The following is a 19,258-nucleotide window of genomic DNA, read 5'->3' as shown; positions in this document are numbered from 1 at the left end:
TCTCCAGGGTCAGTCAGTAAGATATCCACAAACAAAAGGTATGAGTAAAGGTTTGCGAGTGCGACTGAAAAATATAAGTCTAGTGATTGCGGTATTGTCGGGGTTATCGGCCTGCGGCACAACCCCTAAAACAGCATCAACACAAGACAAACAGACATTAGCGACAACCACCACCGCACCAGCCGAACAACTGGATGCGCAGGGCTTGTTTGATAAAGCGAATCGTAAACAAGGCGCAAGTAAAATTCAGTTGCTGTATCTGGCAAGACAGGCCGCCATTGACGAGCAAAACTGGCCCATTCTGGAACAGGCCTGCAGTGAACTCGAAAGCAAGGCCAGTGTTGACCATGTACAAAACAAGCTTTATACCGCATTGGCCCGACAGCAACAGCAAAAATACAGCAGTGCGCTGGCTCTACTGCAAACCTTAGAAAGCAAATTAAAACTGCCAGAGCATCAGGCCTGGCATCAGTATCTGATGGGTAGTGTGTATGCCGCTCAACAGCTTCCCAAAAAAGCCCTGGTGCATTACTTCAACAGTGCGGATCTGGCAAACAAACATCAGTTAAACATTGCCGGGCTGAATCAGGATATCTGGCAGGCACTACAACAGCTGTCTTCATACGCGTTAGAGCGATTTGATCGCGGAACGGTCGTACAACAGGGCTGGGTTAAACTGGCCAAATATCATCAAATCTATCTGGGGTCGACGGTGCAGCTTCATCAGGCACTGAATAACTGGCAACGTCGCTATACCAATCATCCGGGTAGTGAAATTATTCCGACGAAAGTGAAAGCCACACTGGACCTGGCTCCTTACGAAGTGACTCGATTAGCGGTTTTGTTACCCACCTCGGGGAGCAGTGAACGACTAGGCAGAGCCCTGAAAAATGGATTTTTAGCTGCCATGGACAATAACCGGGTCGAAGAGATCTTCTTTATTGATGAAACGCTGGATGTAGCACAAATAGACAGGGAACTGCAGCAGAGCCAGGCCGACTTCGTGATTGGCCCGTTACTGAAAAGTAATGTTGAGAAGCTCACCGCCAGTACCTATTTGACTACAACACCGGCCCTGTTCCTTAATACGCTTGATGCTGCAACACAGCCAGACAACCCCAACCATTATTACTTTGCATTGGATCCCGAGCACGAAGTAGAACAAGCGATGGTGCACTTTTTGGCCAAGGGCTATCAAAAACCTATGCTGCTGGCACCCGATACGGCCTCTGGTAAACGCTTGATCAATCATTTCGAGACACAATGGCAAAGATACAGTGAAACTCAGCCTGAAGTCGGGTTGTACTCAGACAGTGAAAACATGGCACAAGTAGTTCGCCAGCTGCTTGAAGTTGACAGCTCAAAGCAACGGATAGCGACCATCAAACGTATGTTCAGGCGCGAACTGGAAAGTGAAACGCGCTCACGCCGTGATATAGATGCCATTTACATTCTGGGTGATGCCATCGAAACCCGTTTGCTAAAACCTTACCTGGACGTAAATGTCAGCACCTTTGCCGATCGTATTCCGCTGTATGCCAGTTCACGTAGCTACAGCAAACAGATAGACAAGACAGATAAGGGGGATCTCGATGGGCTATTCTTCACTGAGGTCCCCTGGATGTTACCAGGCGCGGTTAAGTCGCAAAGCTTGCGCGAGCAACACACCCAGTTGTGGCCTGAGCAATCCGACATTGAACAGCGTCTGTTCGCCATGGCCTATGATGCGTTCAATTTGATCCCGGAAGTTAAACAGCTGAGCAAAATCCCCGGTAAAGAGTTTGATGGCCTGACTGGTGCACTCACTATCAAAGAGGCAAACCGGATCAGCCGTCAATTGAGCTGGGCGCAATATCACAAGAAACAAATCAGGCTGGTCAGTCTGGATCAGAGGGCTCCAACCCCGCTGTTTATGAAACAGCTGTATGACGACTACCAGGCGCAGCAATAAGTTATGTTTGGCAACCTATTTAATCACAGCCGAGAAAAAGGCCAACACTATGAAAGGGTTGCTGAAACTTTCTTACATAAGCAAGGTCTTAAGAGCATAACTCGCAATTATCTCTGCCGATATGGCGAAATCGACCTTATCATGAAAGACGGTGATACCTGGGTCTTTGTTGAGGTAAAATTTCGCCGAGGTGGTGGTTTTGGTGGTGCGCTGCAGGCTTTGAGTCAAAGTAAGTTACAAAAATTACGTCGCAGTATATATAATTACCTGCAACAATCTGCGTTGCACAATGTCCCTTTACGAATAGACTTTGTAGCAATTCAAGGCGATAAGAACCCAGATATCCAATGGATTAGAAATATTACTTAGTATGCAAGAATCAATAAAAGAGATCTTTACCGAAAGCATTCAGGCACAAATTGCCGCAGGTGAAGCGCTGCCTGAAGTATTAGAGTCAACGGCTTATGCCATTGCACAGTGCCTGATCAACGGCAATAAACTGATCTGTTGTGGTGTGCCAAGCTGCCACATGATTGCCGATCACTTTAGTAACCTGCTGGTCAATTACTTTGAAACTGAACGACCTTGCCTGCCAGCACTGACGCTGAGCCAGACCCAGATTAACCTCAGCAACACTGAAGAAAGCCAGGGCTATGATTATTTTGCGCGTCAGGTTCGTGCTATTTCCAATCAAAATGATCTGCTTTTTGTGGTTGCCATCGATGGGCACGAGAAAAGTGTGATCAGCGCCGTGGAAGCCGCTTTGACGAATGACCTGAATGTCATCGCCTTGATTGGGGATGATGGCGGAGAGCTGACTGGTCTGCTGGGGCCAAATGATGTAGAAATACGCGTACCCAGCAAGCGGGCAAGCCGCATTCTTGAAACCCATCTGTTTACCGTACACTGCCTGAGCCAGTTAATCGACAATATTCTCTTTCCACAGGACGCATAAAAGATGTTAAAACGACCTGCACTGATACTTTGCTCCGTACTACTGATCCAGGGCTGTGCCGCCGCAGTAGTCGCGGGAACGGCTGGTGCCGTGACTTCAGCCAATGACAGACGAACACTGGGTTCACAAATCGATGATAACAATATCGAAATTAAAGGAACGCTGGCGCTAAAGCGCATTCCTGCGCTGGCAAACCATGCCAATATCAGCCTGGTGAGTGTCAACGGCCATGTGCTGATGGTAGGCCAGGTGAGTACCACAGAAATGAAGCAGCAGGCGCACAATACCCTGCAGAGTATTCAGGGCATTAAACGCATATACAACCAGCTGCGTATAGGTAGCAATATCGGTATCACCACACAAACTAACGACAGCTGGCTGACCACCAAAGTTAAAACCAAATTGATTGCAGACGATCATATCGATGGTGGCAATATTAAGGTGGTGACTGAAAACAGCGAAGTCTTTCTGATGGGCCTGGTCAATCAGGATGAAGCGGATCGCGCTGTTGAAATTGCGCGCAATGTCCATGGCGTGCTTAAAGTCGTTAAAGCCTTCGAAATCTTATAATAGACATAAAAAAACCTGCCAGACGGCAGGTTTTTTTGTTGTTTGACGGCTACTTTATCACTCTCAGATGCGAGGGCTTTTTCGTCTTTTCAGACGTTTCTTTATCTGTTGAAGGGGCTTCAACAGGCTCCTCAGTCATCACTTCTTGAGTCTGAGCATGTTCTTCTGTCGCCTCGTCATCTTGCGGTAGATCCGGCTCGGAGAAGATCGTACCTTCACCATTTTCACGCGCATAGATGGCCAGTACTGCACCAATCGGTACATATACCTGCATTGGCTGACCAGAGAAACGCGCATTGAAGCTCAGTGCGTCATTGTCCATTAAGAAGTTAGCAGCTGCTGAAGGACTCACATTCAGCACAATCTGCCCCTGCTGAACAAACTGACGTGGCACCTCGACCGCTGGATACTCAGCATCGACCACAATATGCGGTGTACACTGGTTATCTACAATCCAGTCATAGAAAGCACGTAATAGGTAGGGGCGATTTGAAGTCATTAGCTGCGGATCTCTCGCTCAGCTTCGGTCAATGAAGCCTGGAATGAATCACGTTCAAATAAACGCAACATATACTCTTTCAGCTCTTTTGCACCTGCACCTGACAGGTCAATGCCAAGCTGTGGTAAACGCCACAACAGTGGAGCCAGGTAACAATCAACCAGGCTGAACTCTTCACTCATGAAGTAAGGCGCTTCACTAAAGATAGGCGCAATCGCAAGTAACGCTTCTGTCAGCTCTTTACGTGCTTGCTCAGCATCAGCACCACCTTGCGCAATTTTTTCCGCCAGGCTGTACCAGTCAGTTTCAATACGGTGCATCATCAGACGACTGCGACCACGCATAACAGGGTAGACAGGCATTAATGGAGGATGAGGGAAACGCTCATCTAAGTATTCCATTATGATATTTGCCTGATACAGACCTAACTCTCTGTCGATCAGAGTGGGAACTGTACCATAAGGGTTAATCTCATGTAGTGCCTCTGGCAAGTTGTCCTTTTCGGCCAGATGAATATCGACACTTACCCCTTTCTCGGCCAATACGATACGAACCTGATGGCTGTACATACAGTTTGCACCGGAGAAAAGAGTCATAACAGGGCGCTTATTGGCAGCAACGGCCATGCCTACCTCCATAAATTAATGACAAAGTAATAACATCACTTTAATACCAATTTTATGTAATAAAATCGATAAAAACAGCAATAGGGGCTTAAGCCCCTATTGCATCAATTGCTGGTAAGTGTCCAGATTAATGGACATCTCTCCAGTATTCTTTCTTCAGCAGGAATGCCAAAATGAAGAAGATAACCAGGAAGCCAAGTACTTTAATACCCAGAGCTTCTGATTGAAGGCGTGAAGGCTCACCAACATAAGCCAGGAAGTTAGTCAGGTCACGAACCGCCTGATCATATTCATCCGCGCTTAGCTCACCTGAGCCATCTGTTGTGATGTTTTTCACTTTCTGCACTTTTACGCCGTGCTCTTCTACTTCTTCAAATTCTGCAGTAGGCACACCTTGCAACTCCTGCAGAACGTGTGGCATACCAACCAGCGGGAACACTGAGTTATTTACACCAAACGGACGGCTTTCGTCAACGTAGAACGACTTCAGGTAAGTATATACCCAGTCAGCACCACGTACACGTGCAACCAAAGTCAGATCTGGTGGCGCAGCACCAAACCATTTTGCTGCGTCATCAGTGTCCATCGCGTTAAGAATGTGGCCACCCACTTTTGAATCATCAAAAATCAGCGTCTCTTTACCAATCTCAACCGGGATACCGATATCGCGGAACGTACGCTCATAACGCTGATATTGCATCTGGTGACAACCCAGGCAGTAGTTCATGAACAACTTAGCACCGCGTTGCAAAGACGCATTATCAGTCAGGTCATGGTTCGCTTCCATTAAAGGAACCGATGGACCGGCTGCCATTGCAAAGGTAGGCAGCAATGCGAATAAACCAATCAGTAGCTTTTTCATCATTTCGTCAACCTCGTTGGCAATGGCTTAGTATTTTCATTCTTCGAGTACACAAACAGCAATACGAAGAACATGAAGTAGGTTACCGTACAAATCTGTGACAAGATTGTTGACGTCACAGTTTGTGGTGTTGCACCAGCCCAACCCAGAATGAAGAAGGTAACAACGAACTGAGCAATGTTCAGCTTGTGGATACCACTACGGTAGCGGATTGAACGAACCTTACCACGGTCTAACCAAGGCAGCAGTGCCAGCATCACGATAGACACACCCATCGCAATAACCCCCATCAACTTGTCAGGGATTGCGCGCAGGATGGCGTAGAAAGGCGTGAAGTACCAAACTGGGAAAATATGCTCTGGTGTTTTCAGCGGGTTAGCCGCTTCAAAGTTAGGCGCTTCTAAGAAGAAACCGTTCATTTCAGGCATAAAGAACACGACCCAACAGAACAGGATTAGGAAGCCAGCCACACCCAGAATATCTTTAACGGTGTAATATGGGTGGAAAGGGATCGCATCAACGATGTCTTTCTTACTCGTGTAGTACTCGTGGAATTTAAATTTAGGTTTGTCTTCTTCAGCAACCGTGCCTTTTTTACGCTTTATGTCGATACCGTCAGGGTTGTTTGAACCCACTTCGTGTAGCGCAACAATGTGCAGGAATACCAGAATTACCAGTACCAGTGGCAATGCGATTACGTGCAATGCAAAGAAGCGGTTCAGAGTAGCACCTGAGATTACGTAGTCACCACGGATCCACAGTGTCAGGTCATCACCAATGACAGGGATTGCACCAAACAGTGAAATGATTACCTGTGCACCCCAGAATGACATCTGACCCCAAGGCAGTAGGTAACCCATGAAAGCTTCAGCCATCAGTGCAAGGAAGATCAGCATACCGAATACCCACAGCAGTTCACGCGGCTTCTGATAGGAGCCATAGATCATGCCACGGAACATGTGCAAATAAACCACAATAAAGAATGCCGACGCACCGGTCGAATGCAAATAACGAAGTAACCAACCGTACTCTACATCACGCATGATGTATTCAATTGAAGCAAATGCACCTTCGCCTGAAGGAACATAGTTCATTGTCAGCCAGATACCGGTCAGGATCTGGTTAACCAATACCAGAATGGCAAGCGAGCCAAACAGGTACCAGAAGTTAAAGTTTTTAGGTGCTGGGTATTGTGCGATATGCATATTCCAGACACGTGTCATAGGAATACGATCGTCAATCCAGTTCATCACAGCGCCGATTGCGCCTGGTTTATCAACCTTCGCAGTCATTATGCAACCCCTTCTTCTTCACCTACCAAAATGGTAGTGTCGTCAATAAAGGTATAAGGCGGGATCTCCAGGTTCAACGGAGCTGGTACAGCCTGGAATACCCGGCCGGCCATATCGAACTTAGAACCGTGACAAGGACAGAAGAAACCATGTTCAGTACCTTCAACCTTTTCACCAAAACCACCATTGAGGAATGACGGAGAACAACCTAAGTGAGTACAAATACCGACTGCGACAAAAATCTCAGGACGCTTAGACCGGTGAGAGTTTTTGGCAGAGTCGAGCTGTTGTGGCTCTTCTGAGTTAGGATCACGAAGATTAGCTTCGTGTTTTTTCATTTCATCCAACATCGCAGGCGTACGATAAACAACCCATACAGGTTTGCCTCGCCACTCAACACGAATCAATTGTCCAGGCTCAAGCTTGCTGATATCTACTTCTACAGGCGCACCTGCAGATTTAGCTCGCTCACTCGGATTCCAAGACGCAATAAAAGGAACAGCAGCTCCAACCGCACCAACGCCACCTACGACAGAGGTAGCGATAGTTAAGAAGCGACGTCGGCTGTTGTCTACAGGCGCATTGCTCATCCACTTATCTCCACTATGATTCTCAACACTTGCTATATTGAGAACATCAGTTACAGCAGGTTAATTTTAAGAAACTACAAAATAGACGCGATCATAAATAAATCCCTTGATTAAAACAAGGTTATTCCAGCACCATGCCCGAATAAACCCACGAATATTAGGGGATTGGTTACTTCGAGCATGAAGCCGATTTACTATGGTAAAACGTCATACGCGACCTTTCACTGACTAAGATCAAGCTCTACTGGTGAGCTATCAAAATTTAACCAGTGTTTTCGCGACTCATTACTTGCCCCGCAATTGTAGCAAAAAAATGCGCTGAGATATCGTCCGAACTCGACTAATTATTATAATTATTGAACTTTTTTGACCATAAACCTGGCCGAAGGGTTAAACGCAGCATTGAGAAGAAAAAGGAACAGCAAAATTCGCGCAGATTTATGACTGCTAAAAACAAAAAACCCAGCACGAGGCTGGGTTTTTGCAATTCTGAAACGTAATAAATTAACGTTTTGAGAACTGAGTCTTCTTACGTGCTTTCTTAAGACCAACTTTCTTACGCTCAACTTGACGAGCGTCGCGAGTAACAAAGCCAGCTTTACGTAGAGAAGGACGTAGTGACTCGTCAAACTCCATAAGTGCACGAGTGATACCGTGACGGATAGCACCAGCTTGACCAGTTGAACCACCACCTGCAACAGTGATGTATAGGTCAAACTTTTCTGTCATTTCAACTAGCTCTAGAGGCTGACGAACAACCATGCGAGAAGTTTCACGACCGAAGTACTCTTCGATAGAACGCTGATTAATTACGATGTTGCCAGTGCCTGGGCGTAGGAATACGCGAGCACTTGAACTTTTACGACGACCTGTACCGTAGTATTGATTTGCCATGAGTAGTGCTCCTTAAATGTCTAGAACCTGAGGCTGTTGAGCCGCGTGGTTATGCTCGTTACCAGCGTAAACTTTCAGTTTACGGAACATTTCACGACCCAGAGGACCGCGAGGTAACATGCCTTTAACTGCTTTTTCGATGATCATTTCAGGCTTTTTAGCTTGAAGTTTTTCGAAGTTTACAGATTTAAGGCCACCTGGGTAACCAGAGTGTGCATAGTACATTTTGTCCTGAGCTTTGTTACCAGTTACAGTAACTTTCTCAGCGTTGATAACGATGATGTAATCACCAGTGTCAACATGTGGAGTGTACTCAGCTTTATGCTTACCGCGTAGGCGAGAAGCGATTTCAGTAGCAATGCGACCTAAAGTTTTACCTTCAGCGTCAACTACGTACCAGTCACGTTTTACAGTTTCTGGTTTAGCAACAAACGTTTTCATTATAAAAATCCAAAGTTTTCAGTTAAAACCACAGGTAGTCCGAATGACTACCGCTCTACTTTTTGGTGCTTTAACCCCTTCGAGTTTAAGACTTTTTTGCCGCTCAAGTCAGTGGCTAAGCCGACGAGGGCAATAGTAACGCAACGTGGCAGGCCGCGGATTATAGCAAGGGTTTTGCCACGATGCTAGGGGATGGCTGTTTTTTCCACAAAAAACATGCCATTCTCTGAAATGTGTGTGAAACGGAATAGTTCAGGCGTTATGCCAGGTGCTCCCGGGCGAGGTATTCCAGCGACTGCATTTCCTGCAAGCGACTGATACACCGCTTAAACTCAAAGTTCAGCGTGCCGTCGGTATACAGTTCAGTGATCGGTGCCTCTGCGGAAATAATCAAAGTCACGTTACGCTCATAGAATTCATCGACCAAAGCAATAAAACGCCTTGCCGCGTCATCGTTGTTCTGACCCATCTGTTTTACATCCGATAAGATAACGGTGTTGTACAGACGACTGATCTCCATGTAGTCGACCTGAGAACGTGCGGTTTCGCACAAGGCACTAAAGTCGAACATGACAATGCAGTCAGACACTTTACGGGTCTGGATCAGGCGCCCTTCAATCTCGATTGGTTCATTTAGCTTGCCCGGCTCAGGTGACAGCTTATCAAAGTACTCAAACAGGTTGTCGTCGGCTTCTTTGCCCAAGGGGCTGTGAAAGATTTCGGCCTGCTCCAGGGTTCGTAAGCGATAGTCTATCCCCGAGTCCACGTTGACCACGTCGGTATTTTCATTCACCAGCGCGATTGCAGGTAAAAAGCGTGCACGTTGCAAGCCATTACGATACAACTCATCAGGGATGATATTGGACGTTGCAACCAGCACTATGCCGCGTTCAAATAAGGCTTCCATCAAACCGCCCAGCAACATGGCGTCGGTAATGTCCTGCACAAAGAACTCATCAAAGCAGATAATGTCCGTTTCAGACTTAAAAATATCCGCCACCACTTCAAGCGGGTTTTTCACTTCTTTAAGCTTTTTCAGTTCATCATGAACTCGGTGCATAAAACGGTGGAAATGCACCCGCATTTTTCGTTCAGTTGGCAGAGCTTCATAAAACGTATCTACCAGATAAGTTTTACCGCGACCTACCCCACCCCAGAAATATAACCCTTTGACTTTAGGCTGTTGTGTCTTTTTCAGACCAAACAGGCTGCCTAACAGGCTTTTTTTGACCGGTACCTGATTGGCCAGATCGTCATAAAGTCTTTGCAAGTGCCGGACGGCATTTTCCTGTGCGCTATCATAGTGAAAATCATCACGCTGTAAGTCTTGTTGGTACTTTTCCCAGGGCGTCATCATCTTTTTTTAGTGTCGAAGAGCAGTTTTATTTGCCCGCTATATTAACACGCATCGAAACTCAGCGTATATTTAAGCTATCGAAGTCGATTATTTTTTTGCATTCGGTGCGGCACCTTCCGCATCATTAACAGGAGTACTTTATGACGACAATCGCCTGGTTCGGGATCCTTGTAATAGTCGCACTGGCCGCATTTTTTGCCGGCACGCAACTCACTAAAAAACGCTTCAAGCATGATGAACTGGAACAAAAAGCGCAAGAAGCACAACATGCATTAGAGCAGTATCGTCAGGATGTCACTGACCACCTGGCAGACAGCAAAAAGCTGATGGCCAAACTGGAAGAAAATTACAGCCTGCTCAATCGCCACTTTGAGCAAGGAAAAGAACTCCTTAGCCAAGAGAAAACGCTGCCAAATGAGCCGTTTTTCTCTAAAGAAACCACCGAGCAGTTACACGCTTCACTACATATGCGAGACGAGAAACGCCGTGCCAGTGAACAAACTCATGACGCTCCACCGAGTGATTATGTCGAAGGAGAAAGCGGCCTGTTCAAAGGAGAAGGGTCACAAAATGAGCAATTAAAAGCCTCTTGATGAACTTTTTTTTGACCCCATAGTCTGTAGAAATAGCAATTGAATAATGGGTGGTGCGTTTTGCGCATCCCCCAACGGACTAACGCTGTTTCCAGGAGAATTCCACGACTATGAAACTGAAATTATCATTACTTACCGCAGCGCTACTTTCTTCAAGCTTATTCTTATTACCCGAAACCAGTCATGCACGCCTGCCTGTTGCCGTCGATGGCCAGCAGCTGCCGACACTGGCCCCGATGTTAGAAAAGGTCACGCCCGGGGTGGTCAGTATTCAGGTATCGGGTGCAAAAGAAGTACGCCGACGCGTTGATCCATTTGATTTCTTTTTTGGTAACCCCGCCCCTCGCTCTCAAAAGCGTCCCTTCAGCGGCTTAGGCTCTGGCGTTATCATTGATGCAGACGAAGGCTATGTCGTGACCAATAATCACGTCATCGACGAAGCCGACAATATTATCGTAACACTTAAGGATGGCCGAGAATTCAAAGCTGAACTGGTCGGTACTGATAAAGAGTCGGATATCGCCCTGTTACAGATTGAAGGGGAAGATCTCACCGCCGTGAAGCTGGCTGACTCAGACAAGCTTAGAGTCGGCGACTTCTCCGTTGCCATTGGTAACCCATTTGGCCTGAGCCACACTGTGACCTCAGGCATCGTCAGTGCCCTCGGCCGCAGTGGACTGAATATCGAAGGGTATGAAGATTTTATCCAGACCGATGCCGCCATCAACCAGGGGAACTCTGGTGGTGCACTGGTTAACCTCCGTGGCGAGCTAATCGGGATCAACACTGCCATACTGGGTGCCTCTGGCGGAAATGTCGGTATCGGCTTTGCTATCCCTTCTAACATGATGAAAAACCTGGTTGATCAGATCATTGAATATGGTCAGGTGCGTCGTGGCTCACTGGGGATCCGGGGCCGAACACTTGATGCAGGCCTGGCAAAGGCCCAGGGATTCGACGTCAAGCAAGGTGCCTTTGTACAGGAGGTCGTCAAAGATTCAGCGGCAGATGAAGCCGGCATTAAAGCCAACGATGTCATCGTTGCGCTCAATGGCGATAAAATTGAGAGCTTCGAAGAACTGCGCGGTAAGATTGCAACCCTTGGCGAAGGGAAAAAGGTCAGAATCGAAGTGTACCGAGACGGTGATACTCGCACGCTCAATGTTGAATTGAAAGGCGCAAGTGAGCAACGTGCAGAGGCAGACCGCATTCACCCCAGCCTGCAAGGTGCCGTACTGGAGAGCGGTGAGCGTAATGGCAATCAGGGAATTGTGGTAGTGTCCGTAGAAGAACGCTCTCCGGCTGCCAGAGTCGGGCTTCAGGAAGGCGATGTGATTATGCAGGTTAACCGTCAGCGTGTCGCATCGGTTCGTGATATGAAACGCCTGATCGACGATATTCAGGGCAATATTGTACTGGGTATTAAACGTGGTCGCGACTCGGTGTTCTACCTCATTCAGTAACCCACACCACGCATTTGATTTAATTTGAGCAAGCAAAAACACAGCGGCCATGGTCGCTGTGTTTTTATATCTAACCACATCATTGATGTAACACATTAATGCAGATTGATGTCAATTATGCCATCATTACCCTTTACACCGATAACTAGACAAAAATAACCGTGTTTAAATTACTCAAGCTCATTATTCCGCCAGTCTTTATTGGTTTAGGTCTGGCGTTGATTATTATCTGGTTCACGCCCGAATTGCGTCAGAATGCCCTGCGCCTCGAACTGAAAAGCCATTACACCGCTCAGCATATGAGCTTTGCGTCTGGCGTTAATCGCGCGGCTCCGGCTGTGGTTTCGATCTTTTCAGAAAGCTTTAGCAATCAACCAAGATTTAAACGACAAAACACGGTTCAGGAGCTGGGCTCCGGTGTGATCATGAGCCGTGAAGGCTATATCCTGACTAACTATCATGTCGTGAATAATGCTGACCAGATCATTGTGTTGCTGCCGGATGGCCGTTTATTTAACGAAGTACAGTTGGTGGGATATGACACCATCACCGATCTGGCCCTGTTAAAAATCAAGGCCGAGCACCTCCCTGTGATCCCGGTTGACGATACCTTTAACCCACAGGTGGGTGATGTGGTGCTGGCCATCGGCAATCCGTTGAACCTGGGACAAACCATCACTCAGGGTATCATTAGTGCCACCGGCAAGCAGACGCTGACCGACAGTCAATACAACAGCCTGCTGCAAATGGATGCAGCGGTGAACATGGGTAACTCAGGCGGCGCACTGGTTAACTCCAATGGCGATCTGGTGGGGATTACATCGGCCCAATTCAGAGCCCGATACAATATTGATATTCAGGGCATTTCGTTTGCCGTGCCCTACTCTCTGGCCAAAGACGTGATGGCCAAGCTGATCAAAGATGGCCGAGTGATCCGTGGCTATCTGGGTTTTCGAGGCACTCCGGTCGACAATACCGGGCAGGAAGTGACCAATGTTTACACCACCATAGTCGGTTTACGGATCAGTGACCTCGACCCACTGGGTCCGGCCTGGCAAGCTGGCATGAAGGAAAATGACATTGTCACCAAAGTAGCCGGTGAACCTGTTAAGAATCCACAACAAACTTTGCGTAAGATTGGCAACACCGCACCGGGAACCCAACTGGAATTTGAAGTCTACCGGGGCGATCGCCACCTGACCTTTATGGTGGAAGTGGCTGAGCTGGAAACGCCGATTTACTGACCCGGCAATGAACTTGAAGCAATAAAAAAGCGAGCTCTGCTCGCTTTTTTATTCGTTGTCATTTTTTAATTGTGGCGGCGCTTGATCTTCGCGCCCAGCTTACTGAGCTTGTCCTCAATACGCTGATAACCCCGATCAACATGGTAAATGCGATCAACTACCGTCTCACCACTGGCAACAATACCAGTTAAGATCAGGCTGGCAGATGCCCGTAAGTCAGTTGCCATCACCTGGGCACCAGACAAGAACTCAGTTTCACCACAGTAGGCTGTGTTGCCTTCAAGACGAATATTGGCCCCCATACGCTGCAACTCTGGGACGTGCATAAAACGATTTTCGAAAATCGTCTCAGTAATAGTCGCGCTGCCATTGGCAACCACATTCAATGCCGTAAACTGCGCTTGCATATCGGTTGGAAAGCCTGGGTGTGGCATGGTTTTAATGTTCACCCCTTGCAGCGTGCGGCCTTGCATGCTGACAAAAATGCTATCTTCGGCCACCTCAACGAGGGCATTGGCATCACGTAATTTATCCAGTACGGGCTCAAGGCTATGATAATCGGTGTTTTTACACAAAACCTCTCCGCCACTCATCGCAGCAGCAACTAAAAAGGTGCCGGTCTCAATTCGGTCCGGGAGTATCTTGTGTTCACAACCACGCAGGGCTTCCACCCCCTCTACCTCGATGCGACTTGAGCCAGCGCCGGATATCTTGGCTCCCATGGCAACCAGACATTCTGCCAGATTGACGATTTCGGGCTCGCGTGCAGCGTTTTCCAGCACCGTTTTGCCTTCTGCCAGTGTCGCAGCCATCAACAGGTTTTCAGTTGCACCCACCGAGACCGTTTCCATGAAGATTTCTGCGCCATGCAATCGTTTACCCTGTGCAATATCTGCATTGATATAACCATTTTCAACACGAATGGCCGCACCCATTTTTTCCAGCCCGGCAATATGTAAATCCACTGGTCGCGCACCGATGGCACAGCCTCCGGGTAACGATACTTGTGCTTTACCAAAGCGGGCAAGTAAAGGGCCCAGCGCCAGTACCGATGCGCGCATCTGCTTAACCAGCTCATACGGTGCCAGTACCTTATCGACCTTGGCGCCATCAATTTCTAACAACTGACCACGCCAGTTGACCTCAGCACCTAAGGTGCGTAGTAAGGCTTCTGTAGTCCCTATATCTCTGAGTCTTGGTACATTACTGAATGTGCTTTTTCCATCGGCGAGAAGTGCCGCAAACAGAATTGGCAGGGCTGCGTTTTTAGCCCCGGAAATAGTGACTTCACCGTTTAAAGTGGTGCCACCTTGGATAACAAACTGATCCATTGTGGCTCCAGATTATTGAGGTAAGATAAATTTGCGCTCGCGTTGCCACTCAGTGGGCGTAAAAGCTTTGATGCTAACGGCGTGGATGGTACCGTCTTTGATCACTTCCATCAGGGGGGCATAGACCATTTGCTCGCGCTTAACCCGACGCAGCTCTTCAAAACAGCTGCCAACCGCAATCACTTCGTAATGGCTGCCTTCTGATTTAACTTTGACTTCGTCAAGTTCCAGCGCTTCTTGTAGTAAAGCTTCGACTTGGTTTGTTTCCATTGGACTCACTCAAATAGGTTGCTGACCTGACCTAATGCCATTAGGTTCTGTAGCTGATCAGGTACATTTTTTAACTCAAGACGTACGTCTTGCTGCTTTAATTTGCCTAAAGAGTGAATTAACCAAGCTAAGCCCGCGGTGTCAACCCTGGATACCTCAGAAAGGTCAAAATACAGGACTGACTGCGCATTTTCTAGCAACTGGTTAAGAAGCGATTCATTTGTGAGGCTATCTCGGGTCAATTCCCCGGCGACCGCCACTATGTCAGCGGCGGGTTTGGTAAATTGCAAATTAGGCATTGCCGTCATCACCTCGAAACTGCACCGGCAGTTTGCTTTTCTTGTCCAGTAACTCAATCACATGCTCAATGCCTTGCTGACGTAAAATACCGTGCAGCTCAGATTGCTTGGCATCCAGTAAACTGATCCCTTCTGCCATCATATCAAAGGCACGCCACTGCCCATTGCTATCGCGACGTACTTTAAAGTCGATTTTAATATCCGGCTTCCCGGCTTCCACGATCTTAGTTTTCACAATGGCAATTTTATCATCTTCCGCATCACGAGCGGGTTCAAATTCGACTTTCTGATCTGTGTATTGAGTGAAAACACCGGCATAGGTCGCAACCAGATAAGTCTTAAACACCTCAATAAAAGTACGGATATGTTCTATCGCCTGACGCTTCTCTTCTTTATCTTCAATATTGCGGACTTTCTGAATATGACTGCCCAATACCCGATAGGCGGCATATTTGTAATCAATATACGGTAACAGTTCTTCTTCTACGATCACCCGAAGGTGCTCTTTGCTCTGCTCAATTTTAGCCTGATCTTTGGTCACACGCTTAAACGTGTTATCTGCAACCTGTTGCACCATAGCATAAGGGTTAGTCATATCTACCTCACTGGCAGACACGGAACTGGCAATTACCATCAGAACAACACTTGCGATGAATCCCAAAACTTTCGTCATCATGGTCATTACTCACTACTTTGATTGAACAGGAATTGGCCGATCAGTTCTTCCAGAACTAATGCAGACTTAGTGTCGGTGATCATGTCACCATCTTTAAGTGCGGCGCTTTCAACACCAAATAACTCACCCAGGTCGAGCTCATCATTGTTCACGACTTCTTCGCCCAGACAGGTCTGTTTGGCGGATTTAGAGGCAATCACCGGGGAAATACCCAGATATTGCTCGCCTAATATCCCTGAGGTGAGAATGGATACCGACGTAGTATCTGAGAACTGGCACTCGTAATGTCTGTCAATGCTCATGCTCACGACAGGTACAAACTCTTGTGGATGGATACTAATCCCATCAACACGACCAATCACCACCCCACCTACTTTGATGGGTGCGCGTGTTTTGAGTGATCCGATGTTGTCAAATTTAGCCTGCAGTGTGTAGGTTTCACTATTGCCGCTGATCCCTGCATTCGCAACTTTGAGTGCTAGCATAACAAAGGCGGCCACACCCAAGGCAACGAACAGGCCGACAAGTATTTCTATTTTCCGTGTATTCATGTTTCTACAAACCCTTAACTTGAAAACATCACTGCTGTCAGAACAAAGTCGAAGCCCAGAACAGCAAGAGAAGAATGAACCACCGTTTCTGTGGTGGCTTTACTGATCCCCTCGGATGTTGGGATACAGTCATACCCTTTGTATAGCGCAATCCAGGTCACGATGAGCGCAAATACAAAACTTTTAATCAAACCATTGACAATATCCTGCTCAAACGAAACCTGAGATTGCATAATGGACCAGAAGCTGCCTGAATCAACACCCAACCAATCAACGCCAACTAGGTGCGCACCAAGTATGGCGATAGCAGAGAAAATTAAAGCGAGCAACGGCATGCTAATAAAGCCAGCCCAGAAACGCGGAGAAATCACCCGTTTCAATGGATCGATTGCCATCATTTCAAGACTGGATAATTGTTCAGTCGCTTTCATCAGGCCAATTTCCGCAGTCAATGCACTGCCCGCTCGCCCAGCAAACAGTAACGCTGTCACCACAGGCCCGAGCTCTCGCAATAAACTTAGCGCAACAAGCGGACCCAGACTGTCTTCAGCCCCGTAATCAACCAGTACTGTATACCCTTGTAAGGCCAGTACCATGCCGATAAACAGGCCCGATACCATAATAATAAGTAACGACTGATGACCAACCATATACAGCTGACGAACCAGCAAGGGCCCGCCTTTTCTGATATTGGGCATACTACACAGTGCCCCTATGAGCATTCTGGTCGCCCGGCCTAGTGAGGCAAATCGACTTAGTGTCTTATGGCCTAACTGCTGCAAAAAATCCATTAACGACTTCCTCCTGCAAGTAACTCATCCTCATAAGGGGCTGCATCAAAGTGGAATGGCACAGGCCCATCAGAATGGCCTTGCAAGAATTGTTGTACCAGGGGTGATTCATGGGCCCGCATCTGTTCGGGCGTGCCACTGCCGATAACACCTTGCTCGGCAATGATCACGACATGGTCGGCAATACTCAACACCTCGGTTACATCGTGCGTTACGATCAAAGAGGATAGTCCCAATACTTCATTCAATGATTTAATCAGGCGAACCAAAACGCCCATAGAAATGGGGTCTTGTCCTGCAAACGGCTCATCGTACATGATCAGTTCTGGGTCAAGCGCAATGGCTCTGGCCAGCGCTGCACGGCGCGCCATCCCACCCGACAACTCCGATGGCATAAGATCACGGGCTCCACGCAAGCCAACCGCCTGGAGCTTCATCAATACCACTAAGCGAATTAATTCTTCACTCAGTTTGGTATGCTCTCGCAACGGGAAAGCAATATTGTCAAAAACCGACATATCCGTGAATAAGGCCCCGCTTTGAAACAACATGCTCATTCGCTTACGTGCCTGATACAACGCCTGGCGGGACATAGAAGGAATACTGTCACCAGAGAAGAGAATCTCGCCGCTATCCGGCTTGAGCTGGCCTCCGATCAGCCGCAACATGGTGGTTTTACCAATACCACTGGGTCCCATGATGGCCGTAATTTTCCCTTTGGGAACGGAGAAACTCATATTTTTGTAGATTGTCCTTTCACCACGAGAAAAGGTCAAATCCCTGACTTCAACTATTGACTGCGTCAAGTCGCTCTCCACATCATACTTTTTCAATTATGGAATAATACGTTGTTTTGCTGCGAGATGGAAAACCCTTAATGGTAAAATTTTGTAATTCATTCGCCACAATTTTTGTGGGAAATTGACATCAATATATACGTTTTCATGACCCAACGCCGATGACTTTATTTATACTTTTGATAAGCTATTTGATACTATCAGCGCCATTGAATTTAGTAACTTGGCTTAGACTTCATGGTTTTATCGTTTGTCATACTCATTCTTGGATTCATTGCCCTGGTTTGGAGTGCCGATCGCTTCGTGTATGGCGCAGCGGCACTGGCTAAAAACCTTGGGGTACCAACGTTAATTGTGGGTTTGACTATCGTTGCAATGGGCTCCTCAGCACCTGAAATGATGGTCGCCGCGCAAGCAGCGCTGGTTGACAAAACAGACACCGCCGTTGGCAATGCTGTAGGCTCAAACATTGCTAATATTTTGATGGTACTTGGCATCACCGCGCTATTGCGCCCGCTTGGCGTCGGCTCTGGCATTTTAAAACGCGAAATGCCGCTGCTGGTTGTTGTGTCGCTGGCTGCCTGGTTGATCATCAGCGATAATCATTTTAGCGCACTCGAAGGCTGGCTGTTGCTGATTGGTTTCATGGTGTTTATCGGCGGTCTTATCTACATTTCTAAAACCGGTAAAACCGATCAGGACGATCCGCTGATTTCGGAAGCCTGCGACGAAGTCCCAAGTGACGTTCCTATGAGCAAGGCCATATTCTGGCTGATCGTCGGTATGGTCCTGCTGCCTGTTAGTGCAGATTACCTGGTCGATTCAGCGGTAGACATTGCAAAGTATTTTGGCATGAGTGATCTGCTCATCGGCCTGACAATCATCGCTATCGGAACCAGCTTACCTGAACTCGCAGCTTGTGTGGCGGGTGTGCTGAAAAACGAAGACGATTTGGTGCTGGGCAATATTATCGGTTCGAATATCTTTAATATTCTGGCGGTTTTGTCTATCGCTGGGATCCTCAACCCAGCAACACTGGACAGTAACATCGCCAGCCGGGACATGTATGTCATGCTGGGCGCAACCGCTGCGCTGGTGCTGATGAGTGTGAGCCTGAAAGGTCGTCGCCAGATCAATCGTGTTGAAGGCGGACTGCTCCTGGGCGCGTTTTGCGGTTATATGTACTTCATTATTTAAGGAAGCAGC

The 19,258-nt window shown here is 47.5% G+C and carries 23 protein-coding genes; 8 read left to right on the top strand and 15 right to left on the bottom strand.

All coding sequences use genetic code 11. The features are described 5' to 3' along the window. Window positions 1-58 precede the first annotated feature (58 nt). The 4 genes from CWB99_RS06985 to dolP are packed head-to-tail and all read left to right on the top strand — an operon-like array spanning window position 59 to window position 3,476. Window positions 59-1,951 (top strand): penicillin-binding protein activator, encoded by a 1,893-nt coding sequence (locus CWB99_RS06985; protein ID WP_138550178.1) that lies wholly within the window; start codon window positions 59-61, stop codon window positions 1,949-1,951. 3 nt (window positions 1,952-1,954) lie between these two features. Then, window positions 1,955-2,320, top strand: coding sequence for a YraN family protein (locus CWB99_RS06980; RefSeq protein ID WP_138550179.1), 366 nt, complete (start codon window positions 1,955-1,957; stop codon window positions 2,318-2,320). Window position 2,321: 1 nt separating this feature from the next. After that, a complete protein-coding gene (locus tag CWB99_RS06975) occupies window positions 2,322-2,906 on the top strand; it encodes an SIS domain-containing protein (RefSeq protein WP_138550180.1) in 585 nt (194 codons plus the stop codon). A gap of 3 nt (window positions 2,907-2,909) precedes the next feature. Then, window positions 2,910-3,476, top strand: a complete 567-nt coding sequence (gene dolP, locus CWB99_RS06970) for a division/outer membrane stress-associated lipid-binding lipoprotein (protein ID WP_138550181.1) — start codon at window positions 2,910-2,912, stop codon at window positions 3,474-3,476. A 49-nt stretch (window positions 3,477-3,525) separates the two neighbouring features. On the opposite strand, the gene CWB99_RS06965 is transcribed toward dolP, so the two are convergent. The 8 genes from CWB99_RS06965 to zapE all read right to left on the bottom strand — a co-directional run bounded on the left by CWB99_RS06965 (window position 3,526) and on the right by zapE (window position 10,034). Continuing rightward, a complete protein-coding gene (locus tag CWB99_RS06965) occupies window positions 3,526-3,975 on the bottom strand; it encodes a ClpXP protease specificity-enhancing factor (protein ID WP_138550182.1) in 450 nt (149 codons plus the stop codon). Further along, window positions 3,975-4,601 (bottom strand): stringent starvation protein SspA, encoded by a 627-nt coding sequence (gene sspA / locus CWB99_RS06960; RefSeq protein WP_010386598.1) that lies wholly within the window; start codon window positions 4,599-4,601, stop codon window positions 3,975-3,977. The genes CWB99_RS06965 and sspA overlap by 1 nt, the downstream gene beginning before the upstream one ends. Before the next feature lie 127 nt (window positions 4,602-4,728). Continuing rightward, window positions 4,729-5,466 carry a cytochrome c1 gene (locus tag CWB99_RS06955; protein ID WP_138550183.1) on the bottom strand — a complete coding sequence of 246 codons (738 nt, stop codon included), beginning with the start codon at window positions 5,464-5,466 and terminating at the stop codon, window positions 4,729-4,731. Beyond that, window positions 5,463-6,755 (bottom strand): cytochrome b, encoded by a 1,293-nt coding sequence (locus CWB99_RS06950; RefSeq protein WP_138546526.1) that lies wholly within the window; start codon window positions 6,753-6,755, stop codon window positions 5,463-5,465. Before CWB99_RS06950 ends, CWB99_RS06955 begins: the two co-directional genes overlap by 4 nt. After that, the gene (petA, locus tag CWB99_RS06945) at window positions 6,755-7,345 is read right to left on the bottom strand and encodes a ubiquinol-cytochrome c reductase iron-sulfur subunit (RefSeq protein WP_138550184.1); all 591 of its coding nucleotides are present in this window, start codon (window positions 7,343-7,345) and stop codon (window positions 6,755-6,757) included. The genes CWB99_RS06950 and petA overlap by 1 nt, the downstream gene beginning before the upstream one ends. A gap of 504 nt (window positions 7,346-7,849) precedes the next feature. Beyond that, the gene (gene rpsI, locus CWB99_RS06940) at window positions 7,850-8,239 is read right to left on the bottom strand and encodes a 30S ribosomal protein S9 (RefSeq protein WP_010386602.1); all 390 of its coding nucleotides are present in this window, start codon (window positions 8,237-8,239) and stop codon (window positions 7,850-7,852) included. Between the two features lie 12 nt (window positions 8,240-8,251). Beyond that, window positions 8,252-8,680: a 50S ribosomal protein L13 gene (gene rplM, locus CWB99_RS06935; RefSeq protein WP_010386604.1), complete on the bottom strand. Its 429-nt coding sequence runs from the start codon at window positions 8,678-8,680 to the stop codon at window positions 8,252-8,254. A gap of 259 nt (window positions 8,681-8,939) precedes the next feature. After that, window positions 8,940-10,034, bottom strand: coding sequence for a cell division protein ZapE (gene zapE / locus CWB99_RS06930; RefSeq protein ID WP_138550222.1), 1,095 nt, complete (start codon window positions 10,032-10,034; stop codon window positions 8,940-8,942). A gap of 143 nt (window positions 10,035-10,177) precedes the next feature. Here zapE and CWB99_RS06925 point away from each other — a divergent pair, with 143 nt between their 5' ends. The 3 genes from CWB99_RS06925 (at window position 10,178) to CWB99_RS06915 (ending at window position 13,337) form a co-directional block, all read left to right on the top strand. Then, window positions 10,178-10,630 carry a YhcB family protein gene (locus tag CWB99_RS06925; protein ID WP_138550185.1) on the top strand — a complete coding sequence of 151 codons (453 nt, stop codon included), beginning with the start codon at window positions 10,178-10,180 and terminating at the stop codon, window positions 10,628-10,630. Window positions 10,631-10,740: 110 nt separating this feature from the next. Beyond that, complete coding sequence (locus tag CWB99_RS06920) at window positions 10,741-12,093, top strand: DegQ family serine endoprotease (protein ID WP_138546524.1); 1,353 nt, start codon at window positions 10,741-10,743, stop codon at window positions 12,091-12,093. Between the two features lie 161 nt (window positions 12,094-12,254). Further along, entirely contained in the window at window positions 12,255-13,337 is a 1,083-nt protein-coding gene (locus CWB99_RS06915) for a trypsin-like peptidase domain-containing protein (RefSeq protein WP_138550186.1), read from the top strand. A 65-nt stretch (window positions 13,338-13,402) separates the two neighbouring features. Here the strand turns inward: CWB99_RS06915 and murA are convergent, their stop codons facing one another. From murA to CWB99_RS06880, 7 genes are read right to left on the bottom strand one after another with little or no spacing between them, the layout of a single operon-like run. Then, entirely contained in the window at window positions 13,403-14,668 is a 1,266-nt protein-coding gene (murA, locus tag CWB99_RS06910) for a UDP-N-acetylglucosamine 1-carboxyvinyltransferase (protein ID WP_138550187.1), read from the bottom strand. A gap of 12 nt (window positions 14,669-14,680) precedes the next feature. Continuing rightward, window positions 14,681-14,938 (bottom strand): BolA family protein, encoded by a 258-nt coding sequence (locus tag CWB99_RS06905; RefSeq protein ID WP_138550188.1) that lies wholly within the window; start codon window positions 14,936-14,938, stop codon window positions 14,681-14,683. 5 nt (window positions 14,939-14,943) lie between these two features. Continuing rightward, on the bottom strand, window positions 14,944-15,237 hold the full coding sequence (locus CWB99_RS06900) for an STAS domain-containing protein (RefSeq protein WP_138550189.1): 294 nt from the start codon (window positions 15,235-15,237) through the stop codon (window positions 14,944-14,946). After that, window positions 15,230-15,913, bottom strand: coding sequence for an MlaC/ttg2D family ABC transporter substrate-binding protein (locus tag CWB99_RS06895; protein ID WP_138550190.1), 684 nt, complete (start codon window positions 15,911-15,913; stop codon window positions 15,230-15,232). The genes CWB99_RS06900 and CWB99_RS06895 overlap by 8 nt, the downstream gene beginning before the upstream one ends. Window positions 15,914-15,918: 5 nt before the next feature. Beyond that, the gene (gene mlaD, locus CWB99_RS06890; protein ID WP_138550191.1) at window positions 15,919-16,464 is read right to left on the bottom strand and encodes an outer membrane lipid asymmetry maintenance protein MlaD; all 546 of its coding nucleotides are present in this window, start codon (window positions 16,462-16,464) and stop codon (window positions 15,919-15,921) included. 14 nt (window positions 16,465-16,478) lie between these two features. After that, window positions 16,479-17,255, bottom strand: a complete 777-nt coding sequence (gene mlaE, locus CWB99_RS06885) for a lipid asymmetry maintenance ABC transporter permease subunit MlaE (protein ID WP_138550192.1) — start codon at window positions 17,253-17,255, stop codon at window positions 16,479-16,481. Then, window positions 17,255-18,061 (bottom strand): ATP-binding cassette domain-containing protein, encoded by an 807-nt coding sequence (locus CWB99_RS06880; protein WP_138550193.1) that lies wholly within the window; start codon window positions 18,059-18,061, stop codon window positions 17,255-17,257. The genes mlaE and CWB99_RS06880 overlap by 1 nt, the downstream gene beginning before the upstream one ends. 228 nt (window positions 18,062-18,289) lie before the next feature. Between CWB99_RS06880 and CWB99_RS06875 the strand changes: the two genes are divergently transcribed. Continuing rightward, complete coding sequence (locus tag CWB99_RS06875) at window positions 18,290-19,249, top strand: calcium/sodium antiporter (protein ID WP_138550194.1); 960 nt, start codon at window positions 18,290-18,292, stop codon at window positions 19,247-19,249. Window positions 19,250-19,258 lie beyond the last annotated feature (9 nt).

The sequence above is a fragment of the Pseudoalteromonas rubra genome (assembly GCF_005887095.1).
Lineage (GTDB): Bacteria > Pseudomonadota > Gammaproteobacteria > Enterobacterales > Alteromonadaceae > Pseudoalteromonas > Pseudoalteromonas rubra_E.
The sequence above is the reverse complement of the archived record's forward strand: the minus strand, read 5'-3'. Positions and strand labels throughout refer to the sequence as shown.